This is a genomic window from Streptomyces sp. TLI_105, assembly GCF_900105415.1.
Taxonomy (GTDB): domain Bacteria; phylum Actinomycetota; class Actinomycetes; order Streptomycetales; family Streptomycetaceae; genus Streptomyces.
In genome coordinates this window covers 2,586,400-2,604,539 of the sequence record NZ_FNSM01000001.1, presented here as the reverse complement: position 1 = coordinate 2,604,539, position 18,140 = coordinate 2,586,400, and the positions used below count along the sequence as shown (strand labels likewise).

The 18,140-nt window shown below is 71.5% G+C and carries 18 protein-coding genes and 1 riboswitch; of the genes, 14 read left to right on the top strand and 4 right to left on the bottom strand.

Going from position 1 to position 18,140, the window contains the following annotated elements; genetic code table 11:
* Positions 1–4: 4 nt before the first annotated feature.
* Positions 5–385 (bottom strand): glycine cleavage system protein GcvH, encoded by a 381-nt coding sequence (gene gcvH, locus BLW86_RS11740; protein WP_093873991.1) that lies wholly within the window; start codon positions 383–385, stop codon positions 5–7.
* A 77-nt stretch (positions 386–462) separates the two neighbouring features.
* Positions 463–1,587 carry a glycine cleavage system aminomethyltransferase GcvT gene (gene gcvT / locus BLW86_RS11735; RefSeq protein ID WP_093873990.1) on the bottom strand — a complete coding sequence of 375 codons (1,125 nt, stop codon included), beginning with the start codon at positions 1,585–1,587 and terminating at the stop codon, positions 463–465.
* 174 nt (positions 1,588–1,761) lie between these two features.
* Positions 1,762–1,861, bottom strand: a riboswitch (glycine riboswitch).
* A 160-nt stretch (positions 1,862–2,021) separates the two neighbouring features.
* Here gcvT and BLW86_RS11730 point away from each other — a divergent pair.
* From BLW86_RS11730 to BLW86_RS11680, 11 genes are all read left to right on the top strand, one after another.
* Positions 2,022–2,678 carry an AAA family ATPase gene (locus BLW86_RS11730; protein WP_093873989.1) on the top strand — a complete coding sequence of 219 codons (657 nt, stop codon included), beginning with the start codon at positions 2,022–2,024 and terminating at the stop codon, positions 2,676–2,678.
* Between the two features lie 123 nt (positions 2,679–2,801).
* Entirely contained in the window at positions 2,802–3,542 is a 741-nt protein-coding gene (locus BLW86_RS11725; protein ID WP_093873988.1) for an enhanced serine sensitivity protein SseB, read from the top strand.
* Positions 3,543–3,619: 77 nt separating this feature from the next.
* Complete coding sequence (locus BLW86_RS11720) at positions 3,620–4,414, top strand: enhanced serine sensitivity protein SseB C-terminal domain-containing protein (protein WP_093873987.1); 795 nt, start codon at positions 3,620–3,622, stop codon at positions 4,412–4,414.
* Between the two features lie 362 nt (positions 4,415–4,776).
* Positions 4,777–5,805: an ABC transporter permease gene (locus BLW86_RS11715; protein WP_093873986.1), complete on the top strand. Its 1,029-nt coding sequence runs from the start codon at positions 4,777–4,779 to the stop codon at positions 5,803–5,805.
* Positions 5,806–5,914: 109 nt separating this feature from the next.
* Positions 5,915–7,678, top strand: a complete 1,764-nt coding sequence (locus BLW86_RS11710; RefSeq protein WP_093873985.1) for an ABC transporter substrate-binding protein — start codon at positions 5,915–5,917, stop codon at positions 7,676–7,678.
* A 113-nt stretch (positions 7,679–7,791) separates the two neighbouring features.
* On the top strand, positions 7,792–8,790 hold the full coding sequence (locus BLW86_RS11705) for an ABC transporter permease (protein WP_093873984.1): 999 nt from the start codon (positions 7,792–7,794) through the stop codon (positions 8,788–8,790).
* Positions 8,787–9,893: an ABC transporter ATP-binding protein gene (locus BLW86_RS11700; protein WP_093873983.1), complete on the top strand. Its 1,107-nt coding sequence runs from the start codon at positions 8,787–8,789 to the stop codon at positions 9,891–9,893. The genes BLW86_RS11705 and BLW86_RS11700 overlap by 4 nt, the downstream gene beginning before the upstream one ends.
* Positions 9,894–9,901: 8 nt before the next feature.
* Positions 9,902–11,227, top strand: a complete 1,326-nt coding sequence (locus BLW86_RS11695; RefSeq protein ID WP_143060344.1) for an ABC transporter ATP-binding protein — start codon at positions 9,902–9,904, stop codon at positions 11,225–11,227.
* An 81-nt stretch (positions 11,228–11,308) separates the two neighbouring features.
* Positions 11,309–11,986, top strand: a complete 678-nt coding sequence (locus BLW86_RS11690) for a trimeric intracellular cation channel family protein (RefSeq protein WP_093873981.1) — start codon at positions 11,309–11,311, stop codon at positions 11,984–11,986.
* A gap of 23 nt (positions 11,987–12,009) precedes the next feature.
* A complete protein-coding gene (locus tag BLW86_RS11685) occupies positions 12,010–12,861 on the top strand; it encodes a thioesterase family protein (protein WP_093873980.1) in 852 nt (283 codons plus the stop codon).
* Between the two features lie 148 nt (positions 12,862–13,009).
* Positions 13,010–14,173, top strand: coding sequence for a cysteine desulfurase family protein (locus tag BLW86_RS11680; RefSeq protein ID WP_093873979.1), 1,164 nt, complete (start codon positions 13,010–13,012; stop codon positions 14,171–14,173).
* A 55-nt stretch (positions 14,174–14,228) separates the two neighbouring features.
* Here the strand turns inward: BLW86_RS11680 and BLW86_RS11675 are convergent, their stop codons facing one another.
* Positions 14,229–14,921 (bottom strand): N-acetylmuramoyl-L-alanine amidase, encoded by a 693-nt coding sequence (locus tag BLW86_RS11675; RefSeq protein WP_371129469.1) that lies wholly within the window; start codon positions 14,919–14,921, stop codon positions 14,229–14,231.
* A gap of 43 nt (positions 14,922–14,964) precedes the next feature.
* Between BLW86_RS11675 and mnmA the strand changes: the two genes are divergently transcribed.
* Positions 14,965–16,110 carry a tRNA 2-thiouridine(34) synthase MnmA gene (mnmA, locus tag BLW86_RS11670; RefSeq protein WP_093873977.1) on the top strand — a complete coding sequence of 382 codons (1,146 nt, stop codon included), beginning with the start codon at positions 14,965–14,967 and terminating at the stop codon, positions 16,108–16,110.
* A gap of 142 nt (positions 16,111–16,252) precedes the next feature.
* Here mnmA and BLW86_RS11665 read toward each other — a convergent pair whose 3' ends face one another.
* Positions 16,253–16,816: an alpha/beta fold hydrolase gene (locus BLW86_RS11665; RefSeq protein ID WP_093873976.1), complete on the bottom strand. Its 564-nt coding sequence runs from the start codon at positions 16,814–16,816 to the stop codon at positions 16,253–16,255.
* A gap of 78 nt (positions 16,817–16,894) precedes the next feature.
* On the opposite strand from BLW86_RS11665, the gene BLW86_RS11660 reads away from it, so the two are divergent.
* Positions 16,895–17,434, top strand: coding sequence for an LOG family protein (locus tag BLW86_RS11660; protein WP_093873975.1), 540 nt, complete (start codon positions 16,895–16,897; stop codon positions 17,432–17,434).
* A 7-nt stretch (positions 17,435–17,441) separates the two neighbouring features.
* A complete protein-coding gene (locus tag BLW86_RS11655; protein WP_093873974.1) occupies positions 17,442–18,140 on the top strand; it encodes an SDR family oxidoreductase in 699 nt (232 codons plus the stop codon).

Genomic DNA, 18,140 nt, shown 5'->3' with positions numbered 1-18,140 from the left:
GGTCTCAGTTCCCGGCGGAGAACTCGGCGTACGCGTCGGCGGAGAGCAGGTCGTCCGGCTCACCCGCGACGCGCACCTTGAACAGCCAGCCACCCTCGAACGGAGCCGTGTTCACCAGCGACGGGTCGTCCACCACGTTCTGGTTGGCCTCGACGACCTCGCCCGTGACGGGGGAGTAGAGGTCGCTGACCGACTTCGTCGACTCCAGCTCGCCACAGGTCTCGCCCGCGGTGACGGTGTCGCCGACCTCGGGGAGCTGGGCGTAGACGACGTCACCGAGCGCGTTGGCCGCGAACTCCGTGATGCCGACCGTCGCGACGCCGTCCTCGGCGGCCGACAGCCACTCGTGCTCCTTGGTGTAGCGCAGCTGCTGGGGGTTGCTCATGACCTGATTCTCCTGGATCGGGGGAGTGCTGATGAACGTGGGTCTTGCGGGGTGAGACGCGGAGTGAGACGACTGCGTCACTTCTGGCGCTTGTAGAACGGCAGCGCCACGACCTCGTACGCCTCGTGGGTGCCACGGATGTCCACACCTACACCCTGCGTGCCGGGCGTGGCGTGCACCGCGTCCACGTACGCCATCGCGATCGGCTTTCCGAGCGTCGGGGACGGGGCGCCGGAGGTGACCTCGCCGATGACCTCGCCGTCCTTGACGACCTGGAAGCCGGCGCGCGGGACGCGACGGCCCTCGGCGATCAGACCGACCAGCTTGCGCGGCGGGGCGGTCTCGGCGCGCTCGGCGGCCTTCTCCAGGGCCTCGCGGCCGACGAAGCGACCCCCGTTGGTCGTCTTCTCGAACTTCACGACCCGGCCCAGGCCCGCGTCGAAGGGGGTGAGGGCGGTGGTCAGCTCGTGGCCGTACAGCGGCATGCCCGCCTCCAGGCGGAGCGTGTCGCGGCAGGACAGGCCGCAGGGGATCAGGCCGACGCCCTCGCCCGCCTCGGTCAGCGCCTTCCAGACGCCCTCGGCGTGCTCGGGCTTCAGGAACAGCTCGAAGCCGTCCTCGCCGGTGTAGCCGGTGCGGGCGATCAGGGCGGGCACGCCCGCGACGGTGCCGGGCAGGCCGGCGTAGTACTTCAGGCCGTCCAGGTCGGCGTCGGTGAGCGACTTCAGGATGCCGGGTGACTCGGGGCCCTGGACCGCGATCAGGGCGTACGCGTCACGGTCGTCGCGGACCTCGGCGTCGAAGCCGGCCGCGCGCTCGGTCAGGGCGTCGAGGACGACCTGGGCGTTGGAGGCGTTGGCGACGACCATGTACTCCGTCTCGCCGAGGCGGTAGACGATCAGGTCGTCGAGGATGCCGCCGTCCTCCTGGCAGATCATCGTGTAGCGGGCGCGGCCGTTGCCCACGGTGGAGATGTTGCCGACCAGCGCGAAGTCGAGGAGCTCCACGGCCTGCGGGCCCGTGACGGTGATCTCGCCCATGTGGGAGAGGTCGAAGAGGCCGGCCTTGGTGCGGACGGCGTTGTGCTCGTCGCGCTCGCTGCCGTACCGCAGCGGCATGTCCCAGCCGGCGAAGTCGGTCATGGTCGCGCCCAGCGAACGATGCAGGGCATCGAGGGCGGTCAGGCGGGGGGCAGTGCTCATGGGGTGGCTCCCGGGTCCCAAGGGCGTGATCGGTGACGAAAACACATGACGGGCGAGGACGTCCTCCCCATCTGTCATGGAACCTGAGAGGTTCACCGAGAGCATCTCGTCACCGAGAGATCGGCTTGCACCTTGGGTGGGGACACGACGAGGCGTCCCGCTTTTCAGATCTGCCTCATCCACGCGGTACGGGGCCTGAGAGATTCAAGGGAGGGTCTTGCTCCTTCGGCGCCCGGACGCGCTCGGCGGTCCGGAACTCTCCCGCGCGGATTCGAGCGGCCGGTATGCGATTGTGCGGCGACTGTGCGCGCCTGGCGCGCACATCATCGCACGCGGTGTCGGCGGGGCAAATCGCTTGCGCGCCATTACCATTTCTTTACACTTCTTGGGCAAGGGTCTCCTCAGGTCTCCTGAGACCCGACAGGGGGAGAGCGATGAGGATCCAGCACACCGGCGCCTACGCGGCGAGCACCGACATACCGTCCCAGCGGGCCCGCGCCCGGAGCCGCGGACGCCTCCTGCGCGACCTGCGCGAGCGCGGGGGCCGCGGCCCCCGCTCCCTCACCTTCGCCGCCGGCGACCTCGTCGTCGTCTCCGGGCTGCCCGGCAGCGGCAAGTCCACCCTGATGAAGCGCGCCGCCCGGGGCGGCGCCCTCGACTCCCAGGACGCCCGCGAGCGCTGGGAGGCCCGCATGCCCCGCCTCCTGCCCTACGCCGTCTACCGCCCCCTGGTCCGGATCGCGCACTACGCCGCGCTGCGCCGTGTCCTGCGCTCCGGCGCGAGCGTGATCGTCCACGACTGCGGCACCCAGTCCTGGGTGCGGAGCTGGCTCGCCCGCGAGGCCGGACGGCGCGGCCGCGCCCTGCACCTGCTCCTCCTCGACGTCACCCCGGACACCGCCAAGGCCGGCCAGCACGCCCGGGGCCGGGGCGTCTCCGCGTACGCCTTCGGGCGCCACCGGCGGGCCGTCGGCCGGCTCCTGCGGGCCGCCGAGTCCGGCAGCCTCCCGCACGGCTGCGCCTCGGTGACCCTCCTCGACCGGGCCGCCGCCGACTCCCTGCGCAGCATCGGCTTCCGGCAGGCCGCCTGAGGCGCGCCCGGGCGTCCCGGGACGCCCGTACCCTTCCCTTCTGGCCACGGCGGCGCCGGGGCGGCGTTAGGGTGCTGCCGGGCGGTCGGTGCGGAAGGCCGTGCGAGAAGGGGAAACACGACCGTGGACGTGACGTGGCCGGGCAACGAGCTCGAAGAGGTCCTTGCCGCCTCACTGGGCAACCCCGAGGCGGGAGCCCGCCTCGTCGAGGTGCTGGGCCGCAGCCCGGTCTGGGTGCCCCTGCCCAACGGCGGCGGCCCCGACAGCCAGGGCCTCGACCTCGCCACCATGGAGATCGACGGCGCGGCCTACGTGCCCGTCTTCAGCTCCGAGCAGCAGTTCCGCGCCTGCGCCGGCGACCACATGTCCTTCACCGTCGCCCCCGCCCGTGACTTCGCCCGCGGCCTGCCCCCGCAGCTCGGCATCGCCGTGAACCCCGGCGGCACCGTCGGCGTCCCCCTGCCCCCGCCCGCCGTCGCCGAGCTCTGCCGCGTCGGCCGCACCCCGCTCGACGGACCCGCCAGCGGCGGCCGCGTCCGGCTCTTCGAGCCCGACTGGCAGGACGACCCGGTCGACTTCCTCGCCGCCGCCTCCGCCGAGTTCGAGGCCACCGGCATCGTCGCCACCGCCCGCCGTGCCCTCGCCAGCGTCGAGGGCACCGAACCCGCCCTCTTCATCGGCGTCCAGCTTTCCCACTGGGAGGGCGCCGACCGCACCGCGCCCCTGGACGCCCTCGGCCGCGCCCTCGGCCGGGTCGAGGTCGCCTGGCCGGTCAACCTCATCCTGCTCGACATGGCGCAGGACCCGGTCGGCGACTGGATGCTGGAGCGGGTGCGCCCCTTCTACCAGCGCGCCGCCGTGTGAGCGGCCCCCGCTTAAGCTGAACTGACTCGATCGCTGGACAGACGTACGTGGTGGACGGAAGAGGGGCGGGACCCAGGGTGAGCGCGTCAGGCACCGCTGCGGCCGGAGGACCGGTCGAGCACATGCTGCGCCAGGTGGCACCCGGACGCTACGACGCGTACGAGCAGCTGCTGCACGCCCTCGCCGACGGCGAGCTGTGGATGCTGCTCTGGCAGGGCGCCCCCGGCTCGCCCGACGCCCAGTACGGGAACATGGAGGTCGACGGCCACGGCTACGCGCCGTGCGTCACCTCCGCCCAGGAGCTCGCCGCCTCCGGCTGGAACCGCGCCCACGAGCTCGTCACCGGCCGCGACATCGCCCGCGCGCTCTACCCGGACCGCTGGGGCGTCTGGCTCAATCCGCACGCCCCCGGCGGCGGCGTCGGCATCCCCTGGGCCGACCTGCGCCGGATCGCCACCGGTCTCGACCGGATGCCCGCCGGGCCGCTGCGCGTCACCGAGCCCGCCCTGGAGATCCCGCAGTTCTACGCCCTGCTCACGCAGAACGCCCACCGCACCCCGGCCGTCCGGGCGCTGCGCCGCGGCTGGGTGCAGCCTGCGCTCGGCTCCCCGTACCTCGCCATCGGTCTCGACCTGTACGACACGTCCCCGGCGGCCGTCGACGAGGTCCGCTCGATGATGCGCCAGTCGATCGGCACCGTCCCCGACGGACTGCCCGTCTCGACGGTCGCGCTCTCCGACGCGTACGACCCGGTGGCCCTGTGGCTGCGGGCGAACGCGCGCCCCTTCTACGACCGCGAGGCGCACGCCGGGCGCGGCCCCGCCGCCGTACCGGGGTACGGATACCCCCCGCCGACACCGTCCGGATACTGAGACGTCCCTCGTGTCCCACTTGTCGGCAAAGGCCTCCGGAGTCCGCTCCGGAGGCCTTCGTTCACCCCAATTCGACAGCTCGCGACACCAGTTGAGCGACATGTCCGATTGCGGGCAAGAGAGCCCCGGTTGGTCCGCTCACATGATCGGGACGTCCGGATAACGGAAGTCGCAGCACCGCATCACGTTTGAGCAAACATTCCCCGTCAGGGCTGGCGGGTGATCGCGAGCCCATTGAAGACTCCCCGGAACACAGGGCGTTCGGTTCCTTTCGGGCCGGTGTCCAGCAGGTTGTTCCACCGAGCCGCTACCCGCGGCGGGCAAGGGCCGGCTACCGGCGGCCGAGAGGGGTCCTCACCACGATGACGGCACCACTGCACGAGAAGAGTGCGGGCGAGGCGACCGCCACCGTCGACGGCGCGCCCGACGCTCCCGGCACTCCGGACAACTCCGGCGCCGCAGGCAAGGCCATCGAGGGGCGCTCCCCCTGGAAGATCGCCTGGACCCGCCTCAAGCGCGACAAGCTGGCCCTCGCGGGCGCCTTCGTCGTCGTCTTCCTGATCCTCGTCGCGATCTTCGCGCCGGTCATCGTGGGCCTCCTGGGCCACCCGCCGGACGAGTTCCACGAGGACCAGATCGACCCGCTGTTCGGCACGCCGATCGGCTCCTGGGGCGGCGTCAACGGCGACTTCCTGTTCGGCGTCGAGCCCGTCAACGGCCGCGACGTCTTCAGCCGGATCGTCTACGGCGCCCGGATCTCGCTGCTCGTCGCCTTCCTGGCGGCGGTCTTCGCGGTCCTCCTCGGCACGGTCCTCGGCATCATCGCCGGCTACTTCGGCGGCTGGATCGACGCGGCCCTCAGCCGGATCATGGACGTGATGCTCGCGTTCCCGCAGCTGCTCTTCACGATCGCCCTCGTCTCGGTGCTGCCCAACGAGTTCCTCGGCCTGGACGGATCGGGCGTGCGCATCGCCGCCCTCATCTTGGTGATCGGCTTCTTCGGCTGGCCGTACGTCGGTCGCATCGTCCGCGGCCAGACCCTCTCGCTGCGCAACCGCGAGTACGTCGAGGCCGCCCAGAGCCTGGGCGCCGGCCGCTTCTACATCCTGCGCCGCGAGCTGCTGCCCAACCTGATCGCCCCGATCATGGTCTACGCCACCCTCATGATCCCCACCAACATCCTCACCGAAGCGGCGCTCAGCTTCCTCGGCGCGGGTGTGAAGCCTCCCACCGCTTCCTGGGGCCAGATGCTGTCGACGGCCATCACCACCTACGAGTCGGACCCGCTGTTCATGGTGATCCCCGGCCTCGCGATCTTCATCACCGTTCTGGCGTTCAACCTCTTCGGCGACGGCGTGCGTGACGCGCTCGACCCGAAGGGCTCCCGCTGACCGTTCGCCGACGACACGCAAGACCCGCCCCTGCCGCTGGCGACAGGAGGCCCACCCCAATCGGCGGACCGCCGTAACGGCCGCCACTATCCCGGAGGTTGCTGGACCCATGCTGAAGAGCTCTCAGCGCAGAATCGCCGCGGGCGCGCTGCTTGCGGCGGCCACGATGGTCGTCACCACCGCCTGTGGCGGTGGCAACGGCGACGGTGGCGGCAAGGGCAGCGCGGGCGCGGCCGGCTTCAACGCCGCCGTCAACAAGGTCGCCAACGCGTCCGCCAAGAAGGGCGGCGAGCTGAAGTTCATCGGCTCGCAGGAGGCCGACTCGTGGGACCCGCAGCGCGGCTACTACGGCTTCGTGTGGGACTTCGCCCGCTACTACACCCGCCAGCTCGTCACCTTCAAGGCCGAGCCGGGCGCCGCCTCCACCGAGCTGGTCCCGGACCTCGCCACCGACGCCGGCAAGGTCTCGGCCGACGGCCTCACCTACACCTTCACCCTGAAGGACGGGATCACCTGGGAGGACGGCAAGCCGATCACCTCCAAGGACATCAAGTACGGCATCGAGCGCATCTGGGCCCAGGACGTCATCTCCGGCGGCCCGATCTACCTCCAGCAGGTCCTCGACCCCAAGGGCGAGTACAAGGGCCCGTACAAGGACGCCTCCGCGGACAAGCTCGGCCTGAAGGCGATCGAGACCCCGGACGACAAGACCATCATCTTCAAGCTGCCGGTCGCCAACGGCGACTTCCTGCAGATGCTGGCCATGCCGGCCGCCTCCCCGGTCCGCCAGGACAAGGACACCAAGGCCAAGTACGGCCTCAAGCCCTTCTCCTCCGGCCCGTACAAGTGGCAGTCGTACACGCCGAACAAGTCGATCAAGCTCGTCCGCAACGACAAGTGGGACGCCAAGACCGACACCGTCCGCAAGGCGCTCCCGGACAGCGTCTCCGTCACGTTCACCACGAACGCCGACGACATGGACAACCGTCTGGTCGAGGGCGAGTACGACCTCGACATCAACGCCACCGGTGTCGGCGCCGCCGCCCGCCAGAAGGTGCTCCAGCAGCACAAGGACAACGTCGACAACCCGCAGACGGGCTTCATCCGCTACGCGGTCTTCCCGCAGACGGTGATCCCCAACGTCGAGTGCCGCAAGGCGATCATCTACGCCGCCGACTCGAAGTCCCTCCAGACCGCCCGTGGCGGCCCGCAGGCCGGTGGCGACATCGCCACCAACATGCTGCCGCCGGCGATCAAGGGTGCCGACCCGAAGGCCGACCCGTACGGCAAGCTCGCGGGCGCCCCGGACCTGGCCAAGGCCAAGGAGGCGCTGAAGAAGTGCGGTAAGCCGAACGGCTTCAAGACCACGATCGCGGTCCGCAACAACAAGAAGATCGAGATCGCGACCGCCGAGTCCCTCCAGCAGTCGCTGAAGGCCGTCGGCATCGACGCCCAGATCGACCAGTTCGACGGCGCCCAGACCTCCGGCATCATCGGTTCGCCGAAGGTGGTCAAGGAGAAGGGCTACGGCATCATCATCATGGGCTGGGGCGCCGACTTCCCGACCGGTCAGGGCTTCCTCCAGCCGCTGGTCGACGGCCGCTTCATCCTGCAGAGCGGCAACAACAACTTCTCCGAGCTGAACGACAAGGCCGTCAACGGCCTGTTCGACCAGGCGCTGAAGGAGACCGACCCGGTCAAGGCCGGCGAGCTCTACAAGCAGATCAACACGAAGGTGTCGGAGGCCGCGGTCTACCTGCCCTTCACCCACGAGAAGAACATCATCTGGCGCAGCTCCCGGCTGACCAACGTCTACACGGCGGACGCCTACAACGGCCGCTACGACTACGCGTCGCTCGGCGTCGTCAAGTAATCCGACCCGCTTCACCGGCGCACCACCCGCCGCCAGGTCCGAAGGGCAGGTGATGGCCGCCCCGGCGGCCGGGGAACCCGATCGGGTTCCCCGGCCGCCGACCGGCCGACCGCATGCTTGCATACATAATCCGACGGCTCTTCGCAGTCGTCGTGATGCTGCTCGTCGTCACGCTCGTGACGCTCAGCATCTTCTTCCTCATCCCCAAGATGACCGGCAGCGATCCTGCCGCGATGTTCGTCGGCAAGCAGGCGGATCCGGCTTCCATCGAGGCCATCCGGCAGAAGCTGGGCCTGGACGAGCCGATCCTGGTGCAGTTCTGGCACTTCGTCTCCGGCATCTTCGTCGGCCGGGACTACACCGGCGGCGGCGACACCATTCACTGCGCCGCGCCCTGCTTCGGCTACTCGTTCCGCACCGAGCAGGACGTGTCGACGATGCTCGCCGACGCCTTCCCCATCACGCTGTCCATGGTCATCGGCGCCGCCGCCCTGTGGCTGGTGCTCGGCGTCTCGGCGGGCGTGATCTCCGCGCTCAAGCGGGGCACGGTCGTGGACCGCACCGCGATGATCACCGCACTCGCCGGTGTCTCGCTCCCCATCTTCTTCACCGGCATGCTGTCGATGCTCGTCTTCCGCACGCAGCTGCACTGGCTCAACGCCTCGTACACGCCGATCACCGAGTCCTTCGGCGGCTGGTTCGGCGGCCTCCTGCTGCCCTGGGTGACCCTCGCCTTCCTGTACGCGGCGATGTACGCGCGCCTCACCCGCGCCACCATGCTGGAGGTCCTCGGCGAGGACTACATCCGCACCGCCCGGGCCAAGGGCCTGCCGGAGCCGGTCGTGCTCGGCAAGCACGCGATGCGCTCCACCATGACCCCCATCCTGACCATCTTCGGCATGGACCTCGGCGCCCTCGTCGGCGGCGCGATCCTGACCGAGACCACGTTCAACCTCCAGGGCCTCGGCTGGATGGCGATCAAGGGCGTCAGCGAGCGGGACCTGCCGCTGATCCTGGCCGTCACCCTCATCACCGCCACGTGCGTCGTCATCGCGAACCTCGTGGTGGACCTGCTGTACGCGGTGATCGACCCCCGAGTGAGGCTCGCATGACGGACAAGCTGACGAAGACGGGCGCGGCGGTCGGAGAGCCCGTCGACACCGGGAAGTCCGCCCCCTCCGAGGCCTTCCTCGACGTACGCGACCTGAAGATCCACTTCCCGACCGACGACGGTCTGGTCAAGTCGGTCGACGGCCTCAGCTTCCAGCTGGAGAAGGGCAAGACCCTCGGCATCGTGGGCGAGTCCGGCTCCGGCAAGTCGGTCACCTCGCTCGGCATCATGGGCCTGCACACCGTCGGCCAGTACGGCCGGCAGAAGGCCAGGATCTCCGGCGAGATCTGGCTGAACGGCCGCGAGCTGCTCTCGGCGGACCCCGAAGAGGTCCGGAAGATGCGCGGCCGCGAGATGGCGATGATCTTCCAGGACCCGCTGTCCGCGATGCACCCGTACTACTCGGTCGGCAGCCAGATCGTGGAGGCGTACCGCATCCACAACGACGTCGACAAGAAGACGGCGAAGAAGCGGGCCGTCGAACTCCTCGACCGGGTCGGCATCCCCGAGCCCGCCAAGCGGTTCGACAACTACCCGCACGAGTTCTCCGGCGGCATGCGGCAGCGCGCGATGATCGCCATGGCGCTCGTCAACAACCCCGAGCTCCTCATCGCCGACGAGCCCACCACGGCCCTCGACGTGACCGTGCAGGCGCAGATCCTCGACCTGATGCGGGACCTGCAGAAGGAGTTCGGCTCCGCGGTCGTCATCATCACCCACGACCTCGGCGTCGTCGCCGAGCTCGCCGACGACATCCTCGTCATGTACGGCGGGCGGTGCGTCGAGCGCGGACCGGCCGAGTCCGTCTTCTACGAGCCGCAGCACCCCTACACCTGGGGCCTGCTCGGCTCGATGCCCCGCATCGACCGCGAGCAGACCGACCGGCTCATCCCGGTCAAGGGCAACCCGCCCAGCCTCATCAACGTCCCCAGCGGCTGCGCCTTCAACCCGCGCTGCCCGTACGCGGACGTCCCCAAGGGCGGCATCACGCGCACCCAGCGCCCGGAGCTGGCCCTCGTCGGAGAGCGCCACCACTCCGCCTGCCACATGCCGCAGGAGGAGCGCACCCGCATCTGGACCGAAGAGATTGCGCCGAAGCTGTGAGCGAGACTATGGAACCCCTCCTCAAGGTCACCGGCCTGCAGAAGCACTTCCCCATCCGGAAGGGTCTGCTCCAGCGCCAGACCGGGGCGGTCAAGGCGGTCGACGGGCTGGACTTCGAGGTCTACCCCGGTGAGACCCTCGGCGTCGTCGGCGAGTCCGGCTGCGGCAAGTCCACGATGGGCCGGCTGATCACGCGTCTGCTCGAACCCACCGGCGGGAAGATCGAGTTCCAGGGCACGGACATCTCGCACCTCGGCGTGTCGGGCATGCGCCCGCTGCGCCGGGACGTCCAGATGATCTTCCAGGACCCGTACGGCTCGCTGAACCCGCGCCACACGGTCGGCACGATCGTCTCGGCCCCCTTCAAGCTCCAGGGCGTCGAGCCCGAGGGCGGCGTGAAGAAGGAGGTCCAGCGCCTCCTCGGCCTGGTCGGCCTGAACCCGGAGCACTACAACCGCTACCCGCACGAGTTCTCCGGCGGCCAGCGCCAGCGCATCGGCATCGCCCGCGCGCTGGCCCTGAAGCCGAAGCTGGTCGTCGCGGACGAGCCCGTCTCCGCCCTGGACGTCTCCATCCAGGCGCAGGTGGTCAACCTCCTGGACGACCTCCAGGAGGAGCTGGGCCTCACCTACGTGTTCATCGCGCACGACCTCTCGGTCGTCCGGCACGTCTCGGACCGCATCGCGGTGATGTACCTCGGCAAGATCGTCGAGCTCGCGGACCGCAAGTCCCTGTACGAGAACCCGATGCACCCGTACACCCGGGCCCTGATGTCCGCGGTCCCGATCCCGGACCCGCGCCGCCGGGGCGTCGAGAGCGAGCGCATCCTGCTCAAGGGCGACGTCCCGTCCCCGATCGCCCCGCCGGCGGGCTGTCGCTTCCACACGCGCTGCTGGAAGGCGACGGAACTCTGCAAGACCCAGGAGCCCCCGCTCCTGGAACTCCGCCCGGGCCAGCGCGTGGCCTGCCACCACCCGGAGAACACGGACGGGGCGACGGTCCCGGCGGCCCGGCAGTCGGTGGACGTGACGATCACGAAGGCGCCGGAGGCGGCGAAGGCTTCGGAGCCGGCGGAGGCGCCGGAGCGGGTGAAGTCGGCGAAGCCGGCCGCCGAGCCGGAAGCCGAGGCCGCTGCCGAGCCGGAAGCCGAGGCCGCCGCCGAGTCGATCGCCGATCCCTCCGCCGGAGAGAGCGCCCCGGCCGGGGAAAACACCCCGGCCAAGGCGAACGCCTCCGCCGAGGAGAAGACTCCGGCCAAGGCGAACGCCTCCGCCGAGGAGAAGACTCCGGCCAAGGCGAACGCCTCCGCCGAGGAGAACACCCCGGGCGAGTGACCCGGAGCGAAGGCCCCTGTCGCCACACGGCGGCGGGGGCCTTCGTCATGACCCCACCAGGACAACCGGGACAATGGGCCCGTGCTCCACGATCTGTTCACCCCCTCCGTCCAACACGCCCTCGACCTCGTCGGCATCTTCGTCTTCGCCATCTCCGGCGCCCTGCTCGCGGTCCGCAAGAACTTCGACGTCTTCGGCATCGCCGTCCTCGCCGAGGTCACCGCCCTCGGGGGCGGTCTCTTCCGCGACCTGGTCATCGGCGCGGTACCTCCCGCCGCCTTCACCGATCTCGGCTACTTCCTGATGCCGCTGATCGCGACGGTCCTCGTCTTCTTCCTCCACCCGGAGGTCGAGCGCACCCAGGCGGCCGTCAACGTGTTCGACGCGGCGGGGCTGGGGCTGTTCTGTGTGACGGGGACGACGAAGGCGTACGACTACGGCCTCGGTCTGACCTCCTCCGCCGCGCTGGGGCTCGCGACCGCCGTCGGCGGCGGTGTGCTGCGGGACGTGCTGGCGAACGAGGTGCCGTCGCTGCTGCGCTGGGACCGGGACCTGTACGCCGTGCCGGCGATCGTGGGCGCGACGATGGCCGTGCTCTGCATCCGTTTCGACGTGCTCAACGGGTTCACGAGCGGCGCCGCCGTGGTCACCGCCTTCGCGCTCCGTCTCTTCGCGATGCGCTACCACTGGCGCGCGCCCCGCGCCTGGAACCGCCGCTCCTCCGCGAGCGAGGAACCGGAAAAAGCTACCGCTCAGTAGCTACCTGCGGTACCGTCGGAAACATGAGCACGAGCACCGAGCCGACCGCCGTCGGGACCTACGAGTTCGACCGCGACACCGCCGTCACCCTCCGGGAACCCGGCGTCTACGACGCCGACCTCTCCGCCGGCTGGACGATCATCCACGCCGTCAACGGCGGCTATCTCCTCGCCCTGCTCGGCCGCGCCCTCGGCGACCACCTCCCGCACCCCGACCCGTTCACGATCTCGGCGCACTACCTGACGCCGTCCGTGCCGGGCCCCGCGGTGATCCGGACGGAGACCGTCCGCACCGGCCGGACCCTCTCCACCGGGCAGGCCTCGCTCTTCCAGTACGCCGAGGACGGCACCGAGGTCGAGCGCATCCGCGTCCTCGCCTCGTACGGAGACCTCGACGCCCTCCCGGACGACGTCCGCACGGCGGCGACGCCCCCGGTGATGGCCCCGATCGAGAACTGCTTCAGCGCTGCCGACAACCCGGCCCCGAGGATCCCCGGCTCCTCGGCGATCGCCGACCGCCTCGACCTCCGCCTCGACCCGGCCTGCGTGGGCTGGGCGGTCGGAGCGCCGTCGGGCAGGGGCGAGATGCGGGCCTGGTTCGGGCTGGCCGACGGGCGCGAGCCCGACGCCCTCTCTCTCCTGCTCGCGGTCGACGCGCTGCCGCCGACCTCCTTCGAGCTGGGGCTCAAGGGCTGGACCCCGACCGTGGAGCTCACCACCCACGTCCGCTGCCGTCCGGCTCCCGGGCCGCTGCGGGTCTCGATCACCACCCGGAACCTCGCCGGCGGCTTCCTGGAGGAGGACGCCGAGGTCTGGGACAGCGCGGACCGTCTGGTGGCCCAGTCCCGCCAACTGGCCCGCGCGCCGCGCGACTGAACCGCCGGGCGAGGGGCGACGCCCACGGGGCCGTCCCGCCCCGCAGGGCGCACCCCGCACCACCCCCCGGCCGAGAACCGCCCCCACCCCCGGCGCAAACAGGCCACGCGCCGGCCCCCGGCGGACGGGCTCGTAGAATCGACCCACCATGGCTTACCTCGACCACGCCGCGACCACGCCCATGCTCCCCGAGGCGATCGAGGCGATGACCGCCCACCTCGCCGTCACGGGCAACGCCTCCTCCCTGCACGCCGCCGGACGGCGCGCCCGGCGGACCGTCGAGGAAGGGCGCGAGACGCTCGCCGCCGCGCTCGGCGCGCGGCCGAGCGAGGTCGTCCTCACCTCCGGCGGCACGGAGGCGGACAACCTCGCCGTGAAGGGCCTGTACTGGGCCCGGCGCGACGCCGACCCCCGCCGCACCCGCGTCCTGGCCAGTCCGGTCGAGCACCACGCCGTCCTGGACGCCGTCGACTGGCTGGCCACGCACGAGGGCGCCGCCGTCGAGTACCTCCCCGTCGACGCCCACGGCCGCGTCCACCCCGAGGCCCTGCGCGAGGCGATCGCCCGGGACTCCGAGTCCGTCGCCCTGGCCACCGTGATGTGGGCCAACAACGAGATCGGCACGATCATGCCGGTCCGTGAACTGGCCGACGTCGCCGCCGAGTTCGGCGTCCCCCTGCACGCGGACGCCGTCCAGGCCGTGGGTCAGGTCCCGGTCGACTTCGCGGCCTCCGGCCTCGCCGCGATGACGGTCTCCGGCCACAAGATCGGCGGCCCGTACGGCATCGGCGCCCTGCTCCTGGGCCGCGAGTACACCCCCGTGCCCGTCCTGCACGGCGGCGGCCAGGAGCGGCACGTCCGCTCGGGCACCCTGGACGTGCCCGCCGTCGCGGCCTTCGCCGTCGCCGCCCGGCTCGCCGCCGAGCGGCAGGAGGAGTTCGCCCGCGAGGTCGGCGCCCTGCGCGACGAACTCGTCGCCGCCGTCCGTACGGTCGTGCCCGACGTGATCCTCGGCGGCGACCCCGTCGACCGGCTCCCCGCCAACGCCCACTTCACCTTCCCCGGCTGCGAGGGCGACTCCCTGCTCCTGCTGCTCGACGCGGCCGGCATCGCCTGCTCCACCGGCTCCGCCTGCACCGCCGGCATCGCCCAGCCCAGCCATGTCCTGCTCGCCACCGGCACCGACCCGGACCTGGCCCGGGGAACCCTGCGCTTCTCGCTCGGCCACACCTCCACGAAGGAGGACGTGGCGGCGGTCGCGGAGGCGATCGGCCCGGCCGTGGAGCGCGCGAGGACCGCGGGCCTCACCTGAACCGCCCGCCCTCCGGCCCCGGCTGAGCCGCCCGCCCCCGCCCCCGCCCCCGCCCTCAGCCGAGCTTCGTGCGTTCCCTCCGTACGAGCGCCAGGTACCGGTCCCAGTCCCAGTGCGGACCGGGATCGGTGTGGTCGGTGCCCTCGACCTCGACGTGCCCGATGATGTGCTCCCGGTCCACGGGCATCCCGTACCGGGCGCATATGTCGGCCGTGAGCCGCGCCGATCCCTCGTACATCGCCGCCGTGAAGTCCTGCGGCCGGTCGACGAAGCCCTCGTGCTCTATGCCGATGCTCCGCTCGTTCATGTCGCGGTTCCCGGCGTGGAAGGCCACGTCGAGCTCGCGGATCATCTGCGCCACATGGCCGTCCTTGCGGACCACGTAGTGCGCGGCGGCCCCGTGCGCCGGGTCCTTGAAGACCTTCAGCGCGCTCGCGTAACTGCCCTGGACGACATGGATCACGACCCGGTCGATCGTGTAGTCGTCCGGCCGGTCCGCCCGCCGCCAGTTCGCCCGCGCCGCCGACGTCCACTCGGCGCCCTTGTGGTCCAGCTCCCCCTCGACCCTCTTCTTCTCCATCCCCGGCAGCCGCCACCACAGGCGCCCCAGCTCGTCCCGGGCCAGCGCGGCCGTGCCCACCGCGGCGGCCGCGCCGCCGATCAGCACGGCCCGTCTGCCCACCCGCCGCCCGCCCGTCCCGCTCCCCGCGTCCTTCGACTCGCTCCCCATGCCACGGAGAACGCTCATCACCGCGACCGCGGTTCCCGGCGCCCCGTACCCTGGTAGGGCTATGACTCAGACTCCGCCCCAGCGCCCCCTCGCCCGCCCCCTCCGGGTACTTGCCGCCATGTCCGGCGGAGTGGACTCCGCCGTCGCCGCCGCCCGCGCCGCCGAAGCCGGTCACGACGTCACCGGCGTGCACCTGGCCCTCTCCGCGAACCCGCAGTCCTTCCGTACCGGAGCACGCGGCTGCTGCACGATCGAGGACTCGCGCGACGCGCGCCGGGCGGCCGACGTCATCGGCATCCCCTTCTACGTGTGGGACCTCGCCGAGCGGTTCCGCGAGGACGTCGTCGACGACTTCGTCGCGGAGTACGAGGCGGGCCGCACCCCCAACCCGTGCCTGCGCTGCAACGAGAAGATCAAGTTCGCGGCGCTCCTCGACAAGGCGCTCGCCCTCGGCTTCGACGCGGTCTGCACCGGGCACTACGCCACCGTCGTCCTGAACGAGGACGGCACCCGCGAGCTGCACCGGGCCTCCGACATGGCCAAGGACCAGTCGTACGTCCTCGGCGTGCTCGACGAGAAGCAGCTCGCGCACGCGATGTTCCCGCTCGGCGACACCCTCACCACCAAGGACGAGATCCGGGCGGAGGCCGAGCGGCGCGGGCTCGCGGTCGCGAAGAAGCCCGACAGCCACGACATCTGCTTCATCGCCGACGGCGACACGCAGGGCTTCCTCGCCGCCCGCCTGGGCAAGGCGGAGGGCGACATCGTCGACGAGGCCGGGACGAAGATCGGCAGCCACGAGGGCGCGTACGGCTTCACCATCGGCCAGCGCAAGGGCCTGCGGATCGGCCACCCGGCCGCGGACGGCAAGCCCCGCTACGTCCTCGACATCTCGCCCGTGAACAACACCGTCACGGTCGGCCCCGCCGAGGCCCTCGACGTCACCGCCCTCACCGCGATCAAGCCCCGCTGGTGCGGCACCGCCCCCGAAGGCCCCGGCCGCTACACCGCCCAGCTCCGCGCCCACGGCGGCGAGACGCCGGTGAGCGCGGCGATGGAGGACGGCGAGCTGAAGGTCGTCTTCGACGAGCCGGTCCGCGGCGTCGCCCCCGGCCAGGCGATCGTCCTGTACGACGGCACGCGCGTGGTCGGCTCGGCGACGATCGCGACGACGACCCGCCGGACCACCGCGCCCGCCACCGCCTAGGACCTGCCTTTCGGATCAGGCCGGGCTCGCGGGGCCCGGCACGCACGCTCGCCGCGTCGTCGTCGGTCGCCGACGCTCCGCGTCGACTCCCTCCTCCGCCTTGCGATCGCACCCTGATCCGGCCTGATCCGAAAGACACGCCCTAGACCGACTCGTCCAGGAACTCCTCCAGGACCGGCGCCAGGACGTGCGGGGCCACCTCGTGCGTCTGGCCCGTCAGGGTGCGGTGCCGGGCCCGGGGGAGCGCCGCCGTCAGGGCGCGGGCCGTGTGCCGGGTCGCCGCCGGGCTCGCGCCCCCGTCGACGACGAGCACGCGCGCGTGGACCGCCCCGAGGAGCCCGTCCGCGAGCGGCTCCGGCTCGTACACGGACACCGCGCCCACCGGGAGCCCGGCCGCCGCGCCCGCGAGCGCGAGCACCCCGCCCGTCTCCGTGCCGTGCACGGCGGCGCCCGGTCCCGCCGCCGTCAGGACGGCCGCCAGGTCCTCGATCTCCCGCTCCACGGCGGAGGCGCCGCGCCGCTCGTAGGTCACGACGGAGAAGCGCCGGGCGAGCAGCCCGGCGAGCGCCCTCCCGGCGCCGCCGTCCGCGCCGTCCACCAACACGAGGGGACGACCGTCCCCGTACCGCTCGTACGCGATCTCCGTACCGTCCCGCGACACGACCCGGCCCCGGACCCCGCTCAGCGTGGTGTTCACCTCGTCCATGGCAGGGCAGACCGGGGCCGTCACCGGAACTCATCGCCGCCCGCCGGACTTTTTTCGCGGCGCCTTACGGTGGAGCCCATGAACATCTGCGTCTTCCTCTCGGCCGCCGACCTCGACGAGCGGTACACGGCCTCGGCCCGCGACTTCGCCACGCTCCTCGGCAAGTCCGGCCACACCCTGGTCTGGGGCGGCTCCGACACCGGCCTCATGAAGGTCGTCGCGGACGGCGTCCAGGAGGCGGGCGGCCGCCTCGTCGGCGTCTCCGTCGACTTCCTCGCCCACAAGGCCCGCCCGAACGCCGACCAGATGGTCATCGCCGGGGACCTGGCCGAGCGCAAGGCCCTGCTCCTCGCCAAGTCCGACGCGATCGTGGTCATGGTCGGCGGCACGGGCACCCTCGACGAGGCCACCGAGATCCTGGAACTGAAGAAGCACGGCAAGCACTCCAAGCCGGTCGTCCTCCTCAACACGGCCGGCTTCTACGACGGCCTGAAGGCCCAGTTCCGCCGCATGGAGGACGAGGGCTTCCTCCCGCTTCCCCTCACGGACCTCGCCTTCTTCGCGGACGACGGCCGGGCGGCCCTCGCGTACCTGGAGGCCGAGATCGGCTCCCGCTGATGGGAGCATGGCTCCCATGGCTACACATGTGATCACCGGAGCGGGTTCCGGCATCGGCGCGGCCGTCGCGCGTCGTCTTCACGCGCGCGGGGACGAGCTCGTGCTCCACGCGCGCGACGCGGGGCGGGCCAAGGAGCTCGCCGCGCAGTTCCCCGGGGCCCGGACGCTCGTCGGGGACCTGGCCGACCCGGATCGGCTGTCCTGGGCCTTCTCGCACCAGAGCCTGCCCGACCGGGTGGACGGCCTGCTGCACATCGCGGGCGTCGTGGACCTCGGGCCGGTCGGGGAGCTGACCCCGAAGACCTGGCACCACCAGCTGAACGTCAACCTGGTCGCCCCGGCCGAGCTGACCCGCCACTTCCTGCCGCAGCTGCGGGTCTCCCAGGGGCACGTCGTCTTCGTGAACTCGGGCGCCGGGCTCAACGCGCACGCCGAGTGGGGCGCGTACGCCGCGTCCAAGCACGGCCTGAAGGCCCTCGCGGACTCCCTGCGCCACGAGGAGCACGCCAACGGGGTGCGGGTGACCTCGGTCTACCCGGGCCGGACCGCCAGCCCCATGCAGGCGAAGGTCCACCAGCAGGAGGGCAAGGAGTACGACCCGTCGAAGTGGATCGACCCCGAGTCCGTCGCCACGGCGATCATCACCGCGATCGATCTGCCGCGCGACGCGGAGATCAACGACCTCACCGTGCGTCCGGGGCGGTAG

Coding starts and splice junctions, on each gene's coding strand:
- BLW86_RS11655 (WP_093873974.1), top strand. CDS start 17,442: ATGGCTCCCATGGCTACACATGTGATCACCGGAGCGGGTTCCGGCATC.
- gcvT (WP_093873990.1), bottom strand. CDS start 1,587: ATGAGCACTGCCCCCCGCCTGACCGCCCTCGATGCCCTGCATCGTTCG.
- BLW86_RS11715 (WP_093873986.1), top strand. CDS start 4,777: ATGACGGCACCACTGCACGAGAAGAGTGCGGGCGAGGCGACCGCCACC.
- BLW86_RS11695 (WP_143060344.1), top strand. CDS start 9,902: ATGGAACCCCTCCTCAAGGTCACCGGCCTGCAGAAGCACTTCCCCATC.
- BLW86_RS11680 (WP_093873979.1), top strand. CDS start 13,010: ATGGCTTACCTCGACCACGCCGCGACCACGCCCATGCTCCCCGAGGCG.
- mnmA (WP_093873977.1), top strand. CDS start 14,965: ATGACTCAGACTCCGCCCCAGCGCCCCCTCGCCCGCCCCCTCCGGGTA.
- BLW86_RS11665 (WP_093873976.1), bottom strand. CDS start 16,816: ATGGACGAGGTGAACACCACGCTGAGCGGGGTCCGGGGCCGGGTCGTG.
- gcvH (WP_093873991.1), bottom strand. CDS start 385: ATGAGCAACCCCCAGCAGCTGCGCTACACCAAGGAGCACGAGTGGCTG.
- BLW86_RS11675 (WP_371129469.1), bottom strand. CDS start 14,921: ATGAGCGTTCTCCGTGGCATGGGGAGCGAGTCGAAGGACGCGGGGAGC.
- BLW86_RS11705 (WP_093873984.1), top strand. CDS start 7,792: ATGCTTGCATACATAATCCGACGGCTCTTCGCAGTCGTCGTGATGCTG.
- BLW86_RS11700 (WP_093873983.1), top strand. CDS start 8,787: ATGACGGACAAGCTGACGAAGACGGGCGCGGCGGTCGGAGAGCCCGTC.
- BLW86_RS11730 (WP_093873989.1), top strand. CDS start 2,022: ATGAGGATCCAGCACACCGGCGCCTACGCGGCGAGCACCGACATACCG.
- BLW86_RS11685 (WP_093873980.1), top strand. CDS start 12,010: ATGAGCACGAGCACCGAGCCGACCGCCGTCGGGACCTACGAGTTCGAC.
- BLW86_RS11660 (WP_093873975.1), top strand. CDS start 16,895: ATGAACATCTGCGTCTTCCTCTCGGCCGCCGACCTCGACGAGCGGTAC.
- BLW86_RS11710 (WP_093873985.1), top strand. CDS start 5,915: ATGCTGAAGAGCTCTCAGCGCAGAATCGCCGCGGGCGCGCTGCTTGCG.